General features: G+C 65.9%; 13 protein-coding genes and 1 tRNA gene. 7 read left to right on the top strand and 7 right to left on the bottom strand.

Translation table 11 applies throughout. The features are described 5' to 3' along the window. Positions 1-708: 708 nt before the first annotated feature. Positions 709-2,052: an NADP-specific glutamate dehydrogenase gene (gene gdhA / locus KA261_07575; GenBank protein ID MBP7697657.1), complete on the top strand. Its 1,344-nt coding sequence runs from the start codon at positions 709-711 to the stop codon at positions 2,050-2,052. Between the two features lie 83 nt (positions 2,053-2,135). Here the strand turns inward: gdhA and aspA are convergent, their stop codons facing one another. Genes aspA through KA261_07555 form a run of 4 tightly spaced genes read right to left on the bottom strand, consistent with a single transcriptional unit; the run spans position 2,136 to position 7,234 of the window. Next, entirely contained in the window at positions 2,136-4,010 is a 1,875-nt protein-coding gene (gene aspA, locus KA261_07570) for an aspartate ammonia-lyase (GenBank protein ID MBP7697656.1), read from the bottom strand. A gap of 18 nt (positions 4,011-4,028) precedes the next feature. Further along, entirely contained in the window at positions 4,029-4,802 is a 774-nt protein-coding gene (locus tag KA261_07565; protein MBP7697655.1) for a class I SAM-dependent methyltransferase, read from the bottom strand. Beyond that, a complete protein-coding gene (locus KA261_07560) occupies positions 4,802-5,890 on the bottom strand; it encodes an LptF/LptG family permease (protein ID MBP7697654.1) in 1,089 nt (362 codons plus the stop codon). Before KA261_07560 ends, KA261_07565 begins: the two co-directional genes overlap by 1 nt. Positions 5,891-5,902: 12 nt before the next feature. Next, on the bottom strand, positions 5,903-7,234 hold the full coding sequence (locus KA261_07555) for an LptF/LptG family permease (GenBank protein MBP7697653.1): 1,332 nt from the start codon (positions 7,232-7,234) through the stop codon (positions 5,903-5,905). 98 nt (positions 7,235-7,332) lie between these two features. On the opposite strand from KA261_07555, the gene KA261_07550 reads away from it, so the two are divergent. The 6 genes from KA261_07550 to KA261_07525 all read left to right on the top strand — a co-directional run bounded on the left by KA261_07550 (position 7,333) and on the right by KA261_07525 (position 11,904). Beyond that, positions 7,333-8,529 carry a diaminopropionate ammonia-lyase gene (locus tag KA261_07550; GenBank protein MBP7697652.1) on the top strand — a complete coding sequence of 399 codons (1,197 nt, stop codon included), beginning with the start codon at positions 7,333-7,335 and terminating at the stop codon, positions 8,527-8,529. Then, complete coding sequence (locus KA261_07545; protein MBP7697651.1) at positions 8,526-9,068, top strand: DUF488 domain-containing protein; 543 nt, start codon at positions 8,526-8,528, stop codon at positions 9,066-9,068. The genes KA261_07550 and KA261_07545 overlap by 4 nt, the downstream gene beginning before the upstream one ends. A 57-nt stretch (positions 9,069-9,125) precedes the next feature. Continuing rightward, positions 9,126-10,076 (top strand): HD domain-containing protein, encoded by a 951-nt coding sequence (locus KA261_07540; protein ID MBP7697650.1) that lies wholly within the window; start codon positions 9,126-9,128, stop codon positions 10,074-10,076. Continuing rightward, positions 10,073-10,792: an ATP-binding cassette domain-containing protein gene (locus KA261_07535; GenBank protein MBP7697649.1), complete on the top strand. Its 720-nt coding sequence runs from the start codon at positions 10,073-10,075 to the stop codon at positions 10,790-10,792. Before KA261_07540 ends, KA261_07535 begins: the two co-directional genes overlap by 4 nt. Beyond that, positions 10,789-11,568, top strand: a complete 780-nt coding sequence (fetB, locus tag KA261_07530; protein ID MBP7697648.1) for an iron export ABC transporter permease subunit FetB — start codon at positions 10,789-10,791, stop codon at positions 11,566-11,568. The genes KA261_07535 and fetB overlap by 4 nt, the downstream gene beginning before the upstream one ends. A 248-nt stretch (positions 11,569-11,816) precedes the next feature. Beyond that, positions 11,817-11,904: transfer RNA gene (locus tag KA261_07525), tRNA-Ser, on the top strand. A gap of 543 nt (positions 11,905-12,447) precedes the next feature. On the opposite strand, the gene KA261_07520 is transcribed toward KA261_07525, so the two are convergent. The 3 genes from KA261_07520 to KA261_07510 form a co-directional block, all read right to left on the bottom strand. Then, on the bottom strand, positions 12,448-14,211 hold the full coding sequence (locus tag KA261_07520; GenBank protein ID MBP7697647.1) for a T9SS type A sorting domain-containing protein: 1,764 nt from the start codon (positions 14,209-14,211) through the stop codon (positions 12,448-12,450). A 207-nt stretch (positions 14,212-14,418) separates the two neighbouring features. Further along, entirely contained in the window at positions 14,419-15,783 is a 1,365-nt protein-coding gene (locus tag KA261_07515; protein MBP7697646.1) for a sigma-54-dependent Fis family transcriptional regulator, read from the bottom strand. Positions 15,784-15,824: 41 nt separating this feature from the next. Continuing rightward, positions 15,825-18,080, bottom strand: a complete 2,256-nt coding sequence (locus KA261_07510; protein MBP7697645.1) for a HAMP domain-containing histidine kinase — start codon at positions 18,078-18,080, stop codon at positions 15,825-15,827. Between the last annotated feature and the right edge of the window lie 120 nt (positions 18,081-18,200).

The raw sequence follows: 18,200 nt of genomic DNA, 5'->3' as shown, positions 1-18,200 counted from the left end.
CCGGATGGCCGGCGCCGCAGCCGCCGGCTGGCGGTTCCGGATCTCCGGCAGGTGTGGACGTTCCCATTTTTGCCGACCGGTCGGCGGGATAAATGTCCGCGCCGTCGGCGACCGTCATGCGACAATCGGCGGGTTTGTCGCAGGGGACACTTCGCCGCGCGTATCCCGTCCGCAAGGCGATGCGACTAAATGGGGTCGACGCCGTAGCAGGGCTTGACCCGGCACAACGTGCTGCACACCCACGTGCAGACTTTCGGTGTGCCCGCACTGTCCGGGCAGATCAGAAAGAGCATGCGCACCTCCCATACGATAATGGAGTTACAGGGCATCCCGTCCGGTCGCGGCGGCGCCCCAGAGCGTCCGTGCGCTTATCGGGCGGGTGTGAGCCTCATCCTCTGCCGGTCACTGTCGTGGGTTCCCGCGGGCGGCCCCAGAATCTCCGTCGGCGCTGCCATACCGTCCGCGGTGAGGCTGCTCGAGCGTCGCCGTACACTTATCGGTGCCACCCGGCACCCACGGCGGCGCGGCGCCCCATAAGAAAGAAGAAAGATGGGAATGCGGTGTCAAGGACAAACTAGTCGATGACCGGCCGGCCTGTCGGGCGGCCTTGACAAAGACCGCCGGTTCTGCTATATACCCGTGATTCGTTTCCCGAATGCCCGGGCTCCGCGCGGCGGCGATCCGGATGGCGCCCGGCGAGGTACATCGATGTCCACCTTCATCGCGTCGTTCATCGGCGAATTGCGCAACACTCACCCCGGCCAGCCCGAATTTCACCAAGCGGTGTACGACACCCTGCTGTCGGCCGCCCCGGCGCTCGAGCGCACGCCGGCGTACCAGGGCGCCAACATCCTCGGGCGGATCGTGGAACCCGAGCGCGTCGTCATTTTCCGCGTGCCGTGGGTGGACGACGGCGGGCGCGTTCGGGTCAACCGCGGGTACCGCGTGGAATTCTCCAGCGCTCTGGGTCCCTACAAAGGCGGGCTGCGCTTCCACCCGGGTGTCAACCTCGGCGTCATGAAATTCCTCGCCTTCGAGCAGACTCTCAAGAACAGCCTCACCACGTTGCCGCTCGGAGGGGCCAAGGGGGGATCGGATTTTGACACGAAAGGCCGCTCCGAGGGCGAGGTGATGCGGTTCTGCCAGAGCTTCATGAACGAGCTTTTCCGCCACCTCGGGCCCCGGATCGACATCATCGCCGGCGACATCGGCGTGGAACGCCGGGAGATCGGCTTCCTCTTCGGCCAGTACAAGCGGCTGCGCAACGCGTTCGACGGCGCGGTGATGGGAAAGGCGGTGGGATGGGGCGGCACCGTCCTCCGCCCGGAGGCCACCGGCTACGGCTGCGCGTATTTCGCCGCCGAAATGCTCGCCACCCGGGACGAATCGTTTGCGGGCAAGCGGGTGGCCATCTCGGGGGCGGGCACGGTGGCTCTCCACGCCGCGGAGAAGGTCGTCGCCCTCGGCGGCCGCGTCGTGGCCATGTCCGACTCCCACGGTTTCGTAGTCGACGAGGCCGGCATCGAGGGAGAGAAACTCGCTTTCCTTGCCGCCGAGCGCGAGGGGCGCCGGGGGACGATCCGCGAGTACGCCGACCGCTTCAGCGGGGTGAGTTACTCCCAGGGACCGCACATCTGGCACGTGCCGGTGGATATCGCCATGCCCTGCGCGACGCAGAACGAGATGAACACTCAGGACGCCGCGGCCCTCATCGCCAATGGCTGCCGGTGCGTCTGCGAGGGCGCGACCATGCCGGTGACGGCCGACGCCTCGCGGGTTCTGCAGGAAGCGGGGATTCTCTATGGTCCGGGCAAAGCGGCCAACGCCGGGGCCGCCGTGGTCTCCGCTTTTGAGACGGCGCAGAACGCTTCCGGGCTCGTGTGGTCGGCGGCCGCGATCGACCGCCGGCTGCGCGCCATGATGGCCCAGATTCACCGTACCTGCCTGGATACGGCGGCGGCGTACGGGAGCCCCGGCAACTACGTCAACGGCGCCAATCTCGCCGCCTTCGTGCGGCTGGCCGACGCCGTGCTCGCGCAGGGCGTGGTGTAGACACCCCCTCACTCCTCCCCCTCCGGGCCCGGTTTCCGCACGGCTTTCTGTCGCAGTCCGATATGTCTCCCCTCGATCGCGGCTCAGGCCTCGGGCCGGCGACGCGGGCGAATCATGCTCTCCGGGGCCAGCAAACGGTCCAGTTCTTCCTTCGAGAGAAGGCCTTTCTCGAGCGCCAGATCGTACACCCCCCGGTTGGTCTCCTCGGCTTCCTGGGCCAGCGCCGTCGAGGTGTCGTAGCCAAGCACCGGGTTGAGAGCGGTGATGACCCCGATCGACTGCGCGACGTGGCGGCGGCAGACTTCCTCGTTGGCCGTGATCCCTTTGACACAGCGGAAAGTCAGCGTGTCCATGCCGTTCTTGAGCATCTCGACCGATTCGAAAATCGACTGGGCGATGACCGGTTCGAACACGTTCAGTTCGAGCTGACCCGCCTCGGCCGCCATCGTCACCGTCAGGTCGTTGCCGATGACCTTGAACGCGATCTGGTTGACGACCTCGGGGATGACCGGGTTGACCTTGCCGGGCATGATCGAGGAGCCCGGCTGCATCTTGGGCAGGTTGATTTCATTGAGGCCGGCGCGGGGACCGCTGGACAGCAGTCGAAGGTCGTTGCAAATCTTCGAGAGCTTCACGGCCAGCCGTTTCAGGGCCGAGGAGTACATGACATAGGCGCCGGTGTCGGAGGTAGCCTCGATCAGGTCCGGGGCGATGACCAGGTCGAGGCCGGAGATGTCGCGCAGGCGGGCGACCGCTCTGTCGGCGTAGTCGGGGTGGGCGTTGATCCCCGTCCCGATCGCCGTCCCGCCGAGATTGACCTCGAGAAACAGGGCCGCGTTCTGGTCCAGGCGGGTGACCTCCTCGGACAGAGTCTCGGCGAACGCCTGGAACGACTGGCCGAGGGTCATGGGGACGGCATCCTGCAGCTGCGTGCGGCCCATCTTGATGACATGGTGGAACTCGTCCGCTTTCGCCTGGAACGCGTCGATGAGCCGGCGCAGCACTTTCGCCAGTTTGCGGTTGCTGAAGATCAGCGCCAGGTGGAGCGCGGTGGGATAAGCGTCGTTGGTCGACTGCGACAGGTTGATGTGGTTGTTCGGGTGGACGTACTGGTACTCCCCCTTTTCGTGGCCGAGGATCTCCAAAGCGCGGTTGGCGATCACCTCGTTGGCGTTCATGTTGGTCGAGGTGCCGGCGCCGCCCTGGATCATGTCGACGACGAACTGGGTGTGCCAGCGGCCGTCGATGATCTCGCGGCAGGCCTGGTTGATGGCGTCGGTGACGTCGTCCGGCAGGAGGCCGAGATCATGGTTGGCCTGGGTCGCCGCCATTTTCACCATGGCGAGCGACTCGATCAGCACCGGAAAGTGCATGAGGGAGATGCCGCTGATGTTGAAATTTTCGAGCGCCCGCAGGGTCTGGATGCCGTAGTAGAACTCGTGCGGCACCTCGCGCGGCCCGAGCAAATCATGTTCCGCCCGGGTGCGGCCGGAGACATACTGGGCGCCGGCATTGACCACCCGCGTGCTCGCCTGCCGCATGCGGCGGGAGATCACCCGCGCCACCCGCGAAAGCACTTTCACCGCAATCTCCGGCTGCCGGGTCACGAGGGCGGCGAAGTTCGCCCGGCTGACGACGAGGACGGTGCCGGGAGTCACGGCGCGGGCCGATGTCGAGTGCGGGTAATCGTCCATGAGCGCCCCCTCGCCGAGGAAATCCCCCGGGCCGAAGCGCGCCAGCCGCTTCTCCCCGCCCCAGGCGGTCGTCATGTACAGTTCCACCGTTCCCTCGGCGATGATCCAGAGGTTCTGCCGGGGCGTGTTCTGCCGAAAAAGTCCTTCCCCGGCCGCGAGCGGCCGGGCGACGGTGATGGCCACCAGCGCCTCGAGCTCATCGACGTCGATCTCGCGAAACAGCTCGGTGCGGCGCAGGGCGGCGGTGATGGCGGTCGGTTCCATATGTCGGACCTCATTCTCTTAGGGTTTGCGGGCGAGGAGCGCGAAGAGCATCGGGTACGGGGGCGGGCCCTCCGGCGGATACCAGTAGCCGTCGCGCTCGACCCACCCCTCCCGGTAAGGGTAGCAAAATCCATCGAATTCTTCAAGCCGGTCGATCGCCAGCCCCGCCCCGGCGAGCGCTGTCACCACCTCCCCGAGCGTGTGCGCCCACTGCACCGACTCTTCGGCCGGCCGGTAGTCCTTGTCGGCGTAGTCGGGGTCGCGGCGCCGCCGCGCCCCGCGGGCAAAGTACCGCGCGCCCTCCAGGCACACGGGGGCGAGCGGGTGAATGTCGACCAGGCACAACACCCCGCCCGGTCCCAGATAGTGCGCGACGGTCCGGGCCCAGAGGTCCAGGTCGCTGATCCAGTGGTGCGTGCCGTAGGACTGGAAGACGATATCGAATGTCCGGTCGAGCCGGCCGATGAGTTCGAGGACATCGGCCTGGACGAACTCGGCCCGCAAACCGGTCTGCCGCCGGAGTTCGCCGGCCAGCGCGATCGAGCGGCCGGAAATGTCGACCCCGGTGGCGTCGGCACCGAGGCGCGCCCACGAGAGCGTGTCAAGGCCGAACTGACAGAACAGGTGGAGGAGCGTCCGGCCGCCCACCTCGCCGAGAAGACGGCGTTCGATCGGCCTCAGCGTGCTGCGGCCGGCCAGGAACTCTGCGACGCGGTAGTCGGGATGGCGGTAGTGAATGTCGGCGATTTCATCCCAGAAGCGGCGGTTCTGTTCGTGGTCGGGACGGCCCATCACTTCCTCGCCCGGAGCATCAGGACGACCCCCACGAGGAAAAACAGGGCGTTGACCCCCCAGACCGAAACCTCCAGAGGAATCTTCTGGTTGTAGCCGGCCGACTGGAGCACGCGGAAGGTCACGAAATAGACCAGCGAGATGAGCGCCCCGGCCGAGATCGACACCGCCACCCCCCCGCGCCGCGGGTTCGAGGCCAGCGGCAGACTGATGAGCACGACAATGAACGAGGCCACCGGATACGCATACTTGAACCCGAGATCCACCTCCTCGCGGTGGTACGGTCCGCCCGTGCGCTTCATCAGATCAATGTACCCCCGCAGTTCGACCAGCCCCATGTCCGCCGGGTCGCCGATCTTCTTGGCAAAGTCCTCCGGTTTCTCCCGGATGTCCGGATACGGCAGGTCGGCGAATTCCCGGTACGTTTCGCCGAGGGAGTCGCTGAACGTCCGCTCAACCCCGTCGTGGAGCACCCACGTCTGATTGTCGTAGGTGAGACGCTCGGCCGTGATGATTTTGCGGAGACGGTCGTCGGCCGTCCTGTAGACGCGCACGGACAGGCCGGCGCGGCGGTCGACGTTGAACCCCTCGATTGTATAGATGTGGCCGGGTTCGATCTGCCGGTAGATGTTGCCGACCTGGCTGGTGGCCTGCCGGGACCGCTTCTCGATCGTGAACTCCTTGATCTCGAGGCGCCGCTGGTTGGCCGGCGGGTAGACGTACTCGTTGTAGTAGAAGTGGCCGACCGACAGGGCGGCAGCCGCCGCCAGGTACGGCAGCGCGATGCGATAGAGCGAGATGCCCGAGGCCTTCATCGCCAGAATCTCGTTGCGGCGGGCGAACATGGACACCGAAAAGAGGCTGGCGATCAGCACGAACATCGGCAAAAACGATTTCACCACCCACCCGCCGAAATACAGGTAGTACTCGGCGATCGACGCCACCGGCACGTCGTTGTCGATGAAATCGCGGAGTTCTTCGATGATGTTGATGACGTTGATGGTCAGTCCGACGGCCACGGTGACGACCACCAGGGCGAGGAGAAACGACTTGAGCAGGTAGCGATCGAGCTTCTTAACGGGCACCATAGTCCGACACCTTCAGGCGCTTCCCCGGCGGAACCACGCGAATACGGGCCGCTCGCTGATGACCTTGTACAGGAGGTAGACGCCGATCGCGCCGATGAGAATGTTGGCCGACCACATGGCCAGAAACGGACTCACCAGGCCGCGGTCGGCGAGATCCTCGCCGCCGATGAGAAAGGCCCAGTAGACCACATAGAGGATGATGGAGATGGCGATCGCCATGCCCATTCCGCTCCGCCGCGTCATGACCGCCAGCGGCACGCCGATGAGGATGAAGGCCAGCGAGGCCACCGGGATCGAATACTTCTTGTAGATCTCGATCAAGTACTTGTTGCGCACCCGGCGCTGGCCCTCGATCTGGTCGATCGTGCGCTGCAGCGACCGATACTGCGCCTCGGCATCGCGCTGGACCGCAAGAAAGGCCGCCGAGTCGGTCTTGATGTCGGCCGCGGCGAACCGGAAAGTATCGCTCAGGAGATAAGTCGTCCGGTTGTCCACCGCCTGACCCACCTTTTCCATGAACGGCTGTATGGCCGCCTCCGCCACGCTGACGCTCTCCCGCATCTGTTCGAGCCCCATCTCCCGGTCGGTCCGGTACTCGCTGTCGGTGCGCTTGAGCTCCGACTGTCCCGATTCGGCGATGTTGATCACCTGCGATTCAAAGTCGAGGCGCCGGTAGTTCTCCCGCTTCTGCGTGTCGAGCTGGTGGACCTCCCCGTTGTAGAGCGTGAACTGCATGGTGAGGTTGTTGTCCAGCATCTTCAGGTAACCGTACTCGGCCACGATAATCTGCGGCCGCGCGGGATTCTTGTTGTCGGTAATCCGGACGCCCTCGACCCGCGACGTGGCGTGGTCGATCCGGTCGATGAGGACGAGGTAGCCCGGGATATCGGTGATGAAAATGCCGGAGCGGAACACCAGCGTCGGCCGCATGGCCGAGATGTCCCCCCAGAGGTGGCGCGCCTTCTTGTTCACATCGGGCAGAACCTTGTCGTTGAACTCGACCATCCCGTAGGCGATCACCCCGCCGGCGATCAGAAGCGGGATGGTCGCGCGCAGGAGGTTGATGCCGGAGGCCTTCATGGCCGTCACCTCAAAATCCGCGGTGAGCCGCCCGAACGCCATCAGCACCGCCACCAGCACCGACATCGGCACCGAAAGCGCGAGCATCCACGCCAGGTTGAGCCCGACCAGCTCCAGGGCCACCCAGATCGAAAGATCCTTGTCGATGACGTGGTCGATGATTTTCGGCACGTACTCGATCACCAGCAGGAAGGTGATGGTGAAAAAGGCGAACAGGAACGGCCCGATGTGCTCGGCCAGTATGTAGCGCGTCAGTATCTTCATAAGTGCAAGCAAATATATTGGTTATACAATGGACCGCCAAGTATGAATTCGCCCGCGACGGCTTTACTTCCCCCCGTCGGTTGCGTACTATGCCTCCCGTGAGTCTCGGAGTTCTCAACCGCTTTCGGCGCCAGGAACCGCGCCCCGACCGGGCGCTGCGGAGGGCGGTCGAAGCCTGCGATCCGCTCGCGTTCCACCGCACCCTGCCCGGTTACTGTCCGACACCCCTCGTGTCCCTGCCCGGCCAGGCGCGCCGCCTCGGCCTGCGCGAAGTGCTGGTCAAGGATGAGGCCCATCGCCTGGGGCTGAACGCTTTCAAAGTCCTCGGCGCATCCTACGCCGTCTACCGCTTCCTCCGCCGGCAGTGGGAGGACCGGCAGAGCGCGCCCTTCGGCGATACGCTGGCCCTCACGCCGGAGCAGCGGCGATTCTTCGAGGGGGCGACGCTGTGCACGGCGACCGATGGCAACCACGGCCGCGCGGTGGCCTGGTCAGCCCGGGTCGTCGGGCTCCCGGCGGTTATCTACCTCCCCGCCGGCAGCGCGACCGCCCGGGTGGAAAACATCCGCCGCGAGGGGGCGCGGGCGGAGGTGATCGACGGCGGGTACGATGACGCGGTCCGGCAGATCCGGAACGACGCCGCCGCCCGCGGCTGGCAGATTATTTCCGATACCGCCTGGCCGGGGTATACCGAAATCCCGGCCTGGATTCAGGCCGCCTACACGACCCTTTTTCGCGAGCTCGAGCAGACCCTCGCCCGGCCGGGTGAGCCGGGCGTGGACGCCGTGATCGTGCAGGGGGGCGTCGGCGCCCTCGCCGCCGGAGCCGCCTGGCACTACGCGGAGCAGTACGGCGCCCGGCGGCCCCGACTCATCTGTGTCGAACCGGTCGGCGCCGCCTGCCTGCTCGCCTCGGCCCGCTCGCCGAAGGGGACTCCCGTGCCGGCCGGCAACCCCGCGCCCACGATCATGGCCGGACTCAACTGCCGGGAAGTTTCGGTAGCGGCCTGGCCGCTCATCCGCGACACCTTCGATGCCTTCGTCGCCATCGAGGACGACTACGCGGTGGAGGCGATGAACCGGTACTACCGTCCCGAGCCGGGCGACCCGAGGATCATCGCCGGCGAGTCCGGCGCCGCGGGCCTGGCCGCGCTCCTCGCCCTGTGCGCCGACCCCGCCCTGGCCGATCTCCGCTCTGCGCTCGGCCTCGGCCCCGCCTCGCGGGTGCTGCTGCTCAATACCGAGGGCGCGACCGACCCGGTCGGGTTCGCGCGCGCCGTGGGCGCCCAACCATGAGGGAGATCTTCACCATCGGGCACTCGCGCCTCCCGTTCGCGACGTTTCTGGGCCTGCTCTCCCCCCATGGCATCGCCGCCATCGTCGACGTCCGCACCCGCCCCTACTCCCGATTTGCGCCGCAGTTCAACAAGTCGCGCCTGGAGGCCGGCCTGAAAGCCGCCGGCCTTGACTACCTCTATTTCGGGGACCGCCTCGGCGGCCTGCCCGAGGACGATCGGTTCTACGACGACGAAGGGTATGTGCGGTACGACCGGCTGGCGGCGTCGCCTGCGTTCCAGGCCGGCATCGCCGATCTCCTTGAAGCCGCCGGCCGAACGCGATTGGTGCTTATGTGTGCGGAGGAAGACCCCGACCGGTGCCATCGGCGGCTCCTGATCGCCCCGGAGCTGGCTGCCCGGGGGGTCGCGGTGCGCCATCTTCGGGCGGACGGACGCGCGCAGGCGGACGAAAGCGGGGGCGCGCCGTTGTTGCTCTTTCCGGTCTCACCCGCTCCCGTGCGCCGCTCGCCGGCGCCGGTGCGCCCGCGGCGGGTTTGAACGGCCGGCCGGTCGCCGCCGCTTGCGCGGCGCGCGCCGCGCGCGTATCTTGGCGCCATGGAGGCCAAGCGGATCAGCGAATTCGCGGTTGACGACACGATCACCGCCTTCTTCTCCGTACGCAAGCGCGAGGTGCGCGAGTTCACCCGCGGGAAATTCCTCTCCCTCGAACTCGGCGACGCCAGCGGCCGGATCCCCGCCGTCGTCTGGGAACCCGACCAGTTCGCTCTGGAGGAACTCGCGGAGGGGATGGTGGTCAAGGCGGCCGGGAAAGTCACCGAGTACAACGGCCGCCTCCAGCTCACTATCGCCCGCATCCGCCTGGCGGCGGAGGACGAGTACCGGCTCGAGGATATCCTCCCGCATTCGAAACAGCCGCTCGAGCAGCGCCGGGCCCGGATCCTCACCCTGACCCGGCAGATCGACAACAGCCACATCCGCCGGCTGGTCGAGTCGTTCTGGGAGGACCAGGCGTTCTTCGCCCGGTTCCTCGCCGCGGCCGCCGGCAAACTCTGGCACCACGCCTGCGTGGGCGGGCTCTCGGAACACTCCGCCAACGTCGGCGAACTCGCCCTCCGCGTGGCCGCGGGGTACGATTTCCTCAACCGCGACTACCTCATCTTCGGCGGCCTGCTCCACGATCTCGGCAAGGTGAACACTTACGCCGGGGCGGCCGCAATCGACTACACCGATGAGGGACGCCTGGTCGGGCACATCTGCATCGCTGACGTCTGGGTGTGCGAGCGGGCTGCCCGCATCGAGGGATTCCCCCCGGCCCTGCTGACCAAGCTCCGCCACCTCCTCCTGTCGCACCAGGGAGAATTCGAGACGCCGGTGAGGCCGATGATGCCGGAGGCGTTTGTGCTCTACTACTGCGATGAAATCGACTCCAAACTCGGCGCGATGAGCCGCATCCGCGAACGGCAGGGGAAACCGGGCTGGTCGGAGTATGTGAAACTGATCGACCGATTCCTGTATTTCGACGATACCGCCCAGGAGCCCCGGTGAGCGATAACGGCGTCATTCTGGAACTGCGCCGCGTCGTTCGCCGCGTTGAGGCAAAGACGATCATCGATGACCTCTCGGCGCAGTTCCGGAAAGGGCGGATCTACTCGGTCATCGGCCCCTCGGGGGCGGGAAAATCCTCGCTCCTGCGGCTGGTCAACCGCCTCGACGAAATCGGCAGCGGCGAAATACGCTTCCACGGCCTCGACATCCGGGAGTTGCCCCCCACCCGCCTTCGCTGCCGCATCGGCTACCTCTTCCAGACGCCGTATCTCTTTCCGGGCACGGTCCGCGACAATTTCTTTTCGGCGGCGTGCGCCCGCACCGAGGAGACGGCCGCGCGGCTGGCCGATCTCGTGCAGCTCGAGGCGGCGCTGATCGATGCCGACACAGAGCCGCTCTCGCTCGGACAGAAGCAGCGTGTGGCGCTGGGGAGGCTGCTGGCCACCGAACCCGAGATTGCGCTGCTGGACGAGCCGACCTCGGCGCTCGATCCCACCATCACCGAGGCTATCGAGCGCACGGTCATGGACATCGTGCGCCGCACCGGCCTGACCGTTATCTGGGTCACCCACCACCCGGACCAGGCCCTCCGGCTTGGCGGCGAGACGCTCCTGCTGGTCCAGGGACGGTTGGTGGAGTCCGGACCGAGCGACGAGGTGATCAACCGGCCGCAAACCGACCTGGGCCGGCGCTACCGCGCGAGGGAACTGCGATGAGCGGGGCCAACGGACCGGGATTCGTGCAGGTGGCGCTGGCGCTCGTGCTGGTCGCCATCGCCGTCATCGTCTCCCGCTACTGGAAGCTGAACCTGGCCAAAGAAATGACCCTCGGCACGATCCGCTCGTTCGTGCAGCTCATCGCCGTCGGTTATGCCCTGGAGTTCATCTTCGGCCTCAACACCTGGTGGCTGATCGTCCTCACCATCCTCGTCATGCTGACCACCGGCGCGTACACCTCGGGCGGACGGATCAGGGGAGTCGACGGCGCGCTCGCGATCGCCTGGGTCTCGATCGCCGCCGGCTCCCTGGTCACCATCGCCGTCATGGTGGCCGTCGACATCATCCCGTTCACGGCGCGCTACGTCATCCCGCTCGGCGGCATGATCATCAGCAATGCCATGAACGCCGCGGCCCTCGCCATGACCCGGCTGATCTCCGATCTGCGCGCCCACACCCTCGCCATCGAAACCGCCCTCGCGCTCGGCAAGCCGTGGCGGGAGGCCTCGCGGGGACTGCAGCGGGACGCGGCCACCGCCGGCATGCTCTCCACGCTGAATTTTATGAAGACCGTGGGGATCGTCGCCCTGCCGGGGGCGATGACCGGGATGATCCTCGGCGGCGCCGACCCGCTCGAGGCCGTGCTCCTCCAGATTATAGTCGCCTACATGCTGCTGTCGGCGGTGACGATCACGTCGATCGTGGCGGTCGACCTGACCGTACGCAAGTTCTTCACCCCCCACCACCAGTTGCGCCGGCTTCCGGCGCTCAAGTGAGGCCGGGCGCCGCGGGCCGCCGCCGATCGAGGAGCGCGGCAGGGAAAACCTGCCCGCAGGTTCTTCGTGGAAGCGCAGCCGACCCGCGCGCCGGGGCTGAGAATACGCGGGGGCGGGGACTTCAGTCACTACCACGGAGCGAGCACGCGCGCGGGGGCCGAAAAAGCTTGTCTTTTGGAGCGATTCCCCTACCTTACGGCAGCCCCGCCCCGGCTGGTGCAGCCGGCGGTGGGCGCTCGTTGTGCGACGGAGAGGTGGCCGAGCGGCTGAAGGCGCACGCCTGGAACGCGTGTATAGGGAAACCTATCCAGGGTTCGAATCCCTGCCTCTCCGCCATTTGTCGAGGTCTCCCCGGTTTGTCTGTCGACAACCACCCGGTCGGGTCGGACCACGAGATCAAGGATTACACCCGCGAGGCGGTCCGGGCGCAAGGCGAGACCGGGGGCGGCCGTGTCGCCGGAAGTAGTCGCGGATCCGCGGGACGGAGGGGCCGGCCGATCAGCGACTATCGGTTTGAAGAGGACCGCGGTACACGCACGCGGCCGGCATCCGTCAAGACATATGAAGAGGTGGCGCAGACTCATCCTCGGTGCACCTGAAGGCAGCCTGCTTGGAGTGCAACCAAGAGAATCCGGCCCCGACTTCCACCTTCCGCAAAAGCCGGTCGGGTAGCGCCCACCTCGACACGGGTGGCGTCGAGCCTAATTGAGCCCGGTCAGTAAATCGAGGCCGGCGTTGCCGCCGGCCCTCGGTGAGTTCCCCCACTGTCTCTTACCTGCTGCTTATCTGCAGCGCTTGTTGTCGGGCATCTCCCCTCTGGTCGCTCGGCTCCCTGCGTTTCGGCCCGCGACCTCGGGGTAAGCTGCCTCCCTCCTCTGACTATTTGAGCAGCAGCATCTTGCGCGTCTGGCTGAACCCGGACACGTCAAGAAGGTAGAGGTACACACCGGAGGACTGCGCCGATGCATCCCAGGTGACACTGTGGTCGCCCGCTTCGTACTGGCCATCGGCCAGCACCGCCACCTGCTGCCCCATGATGTTGTAGACGACGAGCGTAACGTGCGACGCCGCCGGCAGCGAGAACCCGATCTGGGTGGCCGGGTTGAACGGGTTGGGGTAGTTGCCCAGCAGGACGGGCGTTTGATCGTCGGCGGCCAACGGGGGTTCCGGCGGCTCGGGGCCGTTGATGATGTGCACGCAGTCGGTCCCCTCGATCGGCGTGCCGTCGAGCAGATTGCCGGTCAGAGCCAGCGCTACCGTGTCGCCGGCGTACACCTGGCCGAGCGCGGCGATGATCTGGTCGCGGTAGAACTTGAGCGTCATATCAGTGTAGCCGTCGGGGCCGGCGGTGGTGCACTGGCACTGCACCGCATCGGCCGGCACCGGCGTCGCGACATCGTCGAGGCTGAAGCGGATCGGCGAGACGCCTGCCAGCATGACCGTCGTCCAGTCGATCATCGTCGGATCGAACTCGGCGGTTCCGAGGATAGCGACCGGGAGGACGGCGCGCGGCGGGCGGGGGCCTTGTTTGTCCAACCGGCCGGTCGCGCCAGACTCATTGTCGGCCGGCTCCGGGATTTCCTCGCGATAAGGCCGCAGGTTGAGCGGGTTGGGACAGGAGCCGGGTTTGATGTCGACAGCGACGGCGACGGAGCTGATCTCATACGCTTCGACGGTATTCAGCACGGAAGGGTCGTATCCCAGACCTCCGCCAACGACATACAGCGTTCCATTCAAGCTCGCCCCGCCGCAGGCGTGCCGCGGGGTCGGCAATGAAGCGGACGATTGGCTCCACGTATTGGTCATCGGGTCATAGAACCAAAGATCAGGATACAGGTCGTAGGGCAGATACCCGCCCACAATGGCAACCTGTCCGTCGAGTGTATCACAGGCAGACCAGGATCGCTTCTTTGGGATGGGCGCGATGTATGTCCAGGTATCGGTGTCCGGATCGTACACTTCGCTAGTCTCAGTTGCTCCCCCGGTGCCGTCCAATCCGCTGATCGCGTATATCTTGTCATTGACGACGGCGCAGTTGAACGCACAACGCGTCATCTGCATGGGCGTTCCCGGAGACCACGTGTTTGTGGCGGGATCATATACCTCAACGATATTCATCACCTGAGGGCTATGTCCTTCCTGATAGCCGCCGATCGCATAGATCTTCCCGCGGAGTGCAACTACCGCCAGGCCGGTTCTTCGGGTTGTCATAGGAGCGAGGGCAGACCAGGAGTTGGTCAGAGGATCGTACACTTCAATATCATCTGAGAAGTTTGCCGGGTTGGGACCCCCGCGAAATTGGCCGCCGACCGCATAGATCTTGCCGTCGTAGACCGTGGCCGACAGGCCCCCTCGGGCGGTGGGAAGCGGCGCAACGTTTTCCCATGAATTGGTAGTTGGGTCATAGCGCTCCACCTGCGGTGTCTGAACATTGGCCGCAACATCCCCCGAAATCGCATAGATTCGCCCGCCGAGCGCGACCGCCGGGAGCGCCGCCCTGGCCGTTGGCATGGGAGCCCTCTCGGACCATGTTCCGGACGGTTGAGCATCCGTGGAGGCAAAGGGCAGAAGGACGAGTAGGAGAATCAGGATCGTCGTGCCGATGCGCACCTCAGTTTGCCGGCCGATTTGTGACGCGTACATGTCAATTCCTCCTATGGAATCGCCGTAGGTTTGAAGGGTGAAGACTCTTTCATCGCAGTAGCAGTAGACAAACGCCGTGCCGGCGGAATGACGAGGCGAGGCTTCCGTAATTCCATAGGGAGGAACAAGATGCGACTTGGCGGGAGCGCGAGGGCTGCGCCCGCAAGGTCACGTTGACTCCAACGGAGCGGCCAGCGGCAAGTCAGACTACCCCAGCCGAATGTCCAGATCCTGGATGTCGCGGCGCAGGTTGGACCGGTCCACACCGAGGATGCGCGCAGCCTCGCTGATGTTGCCGCCGGCGGCCGCGAGCGCTTCAATGATGCAGTTCCTGCGGTACTCCCTCACCCGCTGAGTCAAAGTCGGGCGGCCGGACTCGGCCGGCGGCCCGGCGGCGTTTTCCCCCGCGCCCAACTGCCGCGCAATATCGGCGCGCGTGATCAGCTCGGAGTCGGTGAGCACCAGCAGCGATTCTATCGTGCTGAGGAGCTGTCTCACGTTGCCGGGCCAGTCGTAGGCGATGAGCATTTCCATGGCGGCGCGATCGATGACACGGGGGAAGCCGTCCCGCTCAACCGTCAGCCGGTCAAGGAACCGCGCGGCCAGCAGGGGAATGTCCTCCCGGCGCTCACGCAAAGGTGGGATGCGGATTTCGACGCCGCGGAGACGATAGTACAGGTCCTCGCGGAATTTGGATTCTCTCACCATGCCCGCCAGGTCGCGGTGGGTCGCACAGAGCACCCGCACATCGCACGCCTGAATCCGGGGCGAGCCGATGGGATGGAACTCCCCGGACTCGAGAACGCGGAGCAACTTCGCCTGCGTCGTGATGTCGAGATCGCCGATTTCATCGAGAAAAACCGTGCCGCCGTCGGCGTATCTGAACAGCCCGATGCGGTCGGCGATCGCCCCGGTGAAAGCCCCTTTCAGATGGCCGAACAGCTCGGACTCCACGAGATCGGTCGACTTGTGATTGCAGTTGAACACGGCCAGCGGTTTTCCGGCGCGCGGGCTCAGCGCATGGAGGGCCTTGGCCACCAGCTCTTTGCCCGTGCCGGTCTCGCCTAGAATCATGACCTTGCTGTTCGACGGGCCGGCCCGGTGAATGAGCCGGAACACCTCCAGCATGCCCGCCGACCGCCCTAGGATACCCAGGCAGTCGGCGGCGTGTCCCCGGAGTCGCTCAACATCTCCCTTCAGCCGGCTGCGCTCCGCCGCATGCCGAACCGATCGGAGGAGGCGAAGCCCGGAGACTCCTTTCTCGACATAGTCGTAGGGTGCCTCGCGCTCATCGATCTCGTGCTCGTCATAGTCGCCCGGATAGCCGGTGTGGAATATGACCGCCAGTTCCGGCTCCATGCGGGCGATTGCGCGGGCGGCGGCGATCCCGTCCATCCCCGGCATGCGGATGTCCATGACCACGACGCAGATGTCGCGGTGCCCCTCCACGATGCGGACGGCCTCCTCGCCGGACCGGGCGCTCAGCGGAGTGTAGTCGTCGGAGAACAGATCGCGCAGGGCCTCGAGCACCAGCGGATCGTCATCAACCAGAAGAATCGTGTCCTTTGCCATACCTGTCGCCGCCCTGTGGTTGCACCAGCCTGTTTTCTCGTTTAACCGGATTGCTCCGGAATCATGGGCAAGACCAGATGAAAAGCCGTTCCCTTCCCCGGCCGGCTCTCGGCCGCGATGCTTCCCCCATACAACTCGACTATCCTCTTCACCAGCGAGAGGCCCAGCCCTGTCCCGGTCGTCGGCTTGGTCGAGAAGAAAGCGTCGAAGATCCGCGGCAGGTCGGATTCCGCAATCCCGCACCCGTTGTCGGTCCACTCCAACAGGATGCGGCGGTCGCGGACCGTCCAGGCGATCGTAATGCGGGGGGTGTCCCGGCCCTCGAGCGCCTCCATGCTGTTCATGAGGAGATTGGTGAAGGCGCTCCGCAGGTGGCCGGCCCGCACGGCCGCGACCGCGGCCGCCTCGCCCTCCGCGGCCACCCCGATCGCCCGCTCCTCGACCGGGGCGGCGTTGGCCGCGAGGACTTCCCCGAGAATCGCGCGGACGTCTGCCGGTTCCGGTCGGATCTCTGCCTCGAGCCGGGAGTATTCGGTGATCTGGCGGGTGAGGTTTACCGCCCGCGTGATCGCACTGCGGATCGTCGCGTGCGTCGATCTCAGCCGCGCGCTGTCCGGGGCCGGCTCCCGAAGGAGCTTCTCCTGCCGGAGCAGGGCGCCATCCACCGGGAAGAGCGCGTTCTTGATCTCGTGGGCGAAACCGCCAGCAATGTCTTTCGCCTGCCGGTACTTCTCCTGGGCGACGATCTTTTCCTGGGCCGCCCTGAGGTCCGCATACGCCTGCGCGAGTTTCCGGTGGGCCGATTCCAGCTCCTGCTTGCGGCGCGACAGCCTGTGGCGGAAGGCGCCGAGGACGGCGACCCCGACCAGCAGCGACGAGAGCGCCGCGAGTACCCACGCCTGGTAGTCCACGTAGAACGCCGTCGCCGCCTCCATGAAGGTGCTCTTCCTCACGTAGCCGATGAAGTGGCGGTCCCGATCGGCGCCCAGAATGGCGGCCACCCGACGCCGATCATCATAGGCGAAAACATCGCGGTAGTCGCTCGTCGGGACCGCCGCCAGTTTCTCAAACTGCGGCGTGTAAACACCGCCGGTGTCCCGCTCCTGAAAGAAGAGCACTGTGTCGGCGCCGGGCCACCCGGTCATCTGACCGCGATACTGGAGATAGCTGGAGTCGGACTCGGCTTTCAATGTCAGATCCGCGCCGAAGATCCGTATCACTCCCTCGTGCGACACCGCATAGAGGTCCGCCGCCCCGTCGCGGTCGTAGTCGGCCGGAAAGATGTACTGGACGCGGTCGGGCATGGCGATGCTCTTGACCACCCGAAAGTCGCGGTCAATCCGCGAGATCACACTGGGCCCCGGCCGGAGATCGCCCGACGCCACGCTGTCGACCAGGGGGAGCGTGTGCAGGATATACCAGCCCGAGGCATCGGCGGCCGGGACTAATCCCGTCGCTTCCGAATAGCGCGAGACGATTTTCCGATACCGGACTGCTCCCGCCCGGTCGAGGCGGACGAGATACCCGAAAGAGTCGCTGAAAAGCGAATCCGAGGCCCCCTGGCCCGGCGCGTAGGTGATCGCGAGGATTCCCGCATCGGCGCTGTCCCCGCACGGGACGATACACCCGAGCGGCAGCGGGCTGGATACTCGCGCGCCCCACTCGATCCGGCGGGCGGCCGGCTCCACGCAGTATAAGTACCGGGGTCGGAGGCCGCGTTCGGGATCCAGGTAGAAGAAGTGCTCGACCGCGCCGTCAAAGTCATAGTCAAACGCCCCTACCTCCTGGAGGGCGCATCGCCACACCGCATCCCCCGTCGAGTCGGTACCCGCGGCCAGGAACAACCGGCCGCCGGGCTCGGCCGCTCCGTTCACCAGGCACACCCAGGCGCTGTCCTGCGCGTAGCCTGCAAACCAGAGCCCCTTCGGCGGCTCTCCATTGCGCTCCCAGACCCCGGCATCGGTGACGGTCAGCCAGATGGGATGTTCCTCCAGGGGGAGCCGTTCCGGGTAGCGCAGCAGTTCCACCATCGACGGCAAGTCGCTCGATTCCGGCTGGTTGGATGTCGCGAGGATCACCACGGAGTCGCTCGCCGACTCCGCGGCGCTGAAGACTCTCCAGGGGTGGCACACCAGCGGGGCGCCCGGGCTAACCCCGCCGGAGAAAATCAGGTCGACCCGATAGGGCAGCAGGCGCACATCGCGCGTCACCGGAACGGCGAAATGGGAGACCGATGCCGCGCCCATCGCGGGGGGAGGATTCACGAGCAGGAAAAGCACGCACAGGAAGGAACTCACGCCAGAAACCTCCGCCGGACAGGAGACACTTTTCTGCTCTCACCCGGATGCCGCTGCCGGAGAAGGGAAGGATCCGCAGCACCCGCCGGGAAGATACAATACTGCAATATACGCAAGCGG

The sequence above is a fragment of the Candidatus Zixiibacteriota bacterium genome, from assembly GCA_017999435.1.
Taxonomy (GTDB): Bacteria; Zixibacteria; MSB-5A5; order GN15; family FEB-12; genus JAGNLV01.
Note: the sequence above shows the minus strand (reverse complement) of the source record. Positions and strands in the feature narration are given on the sequence as shown.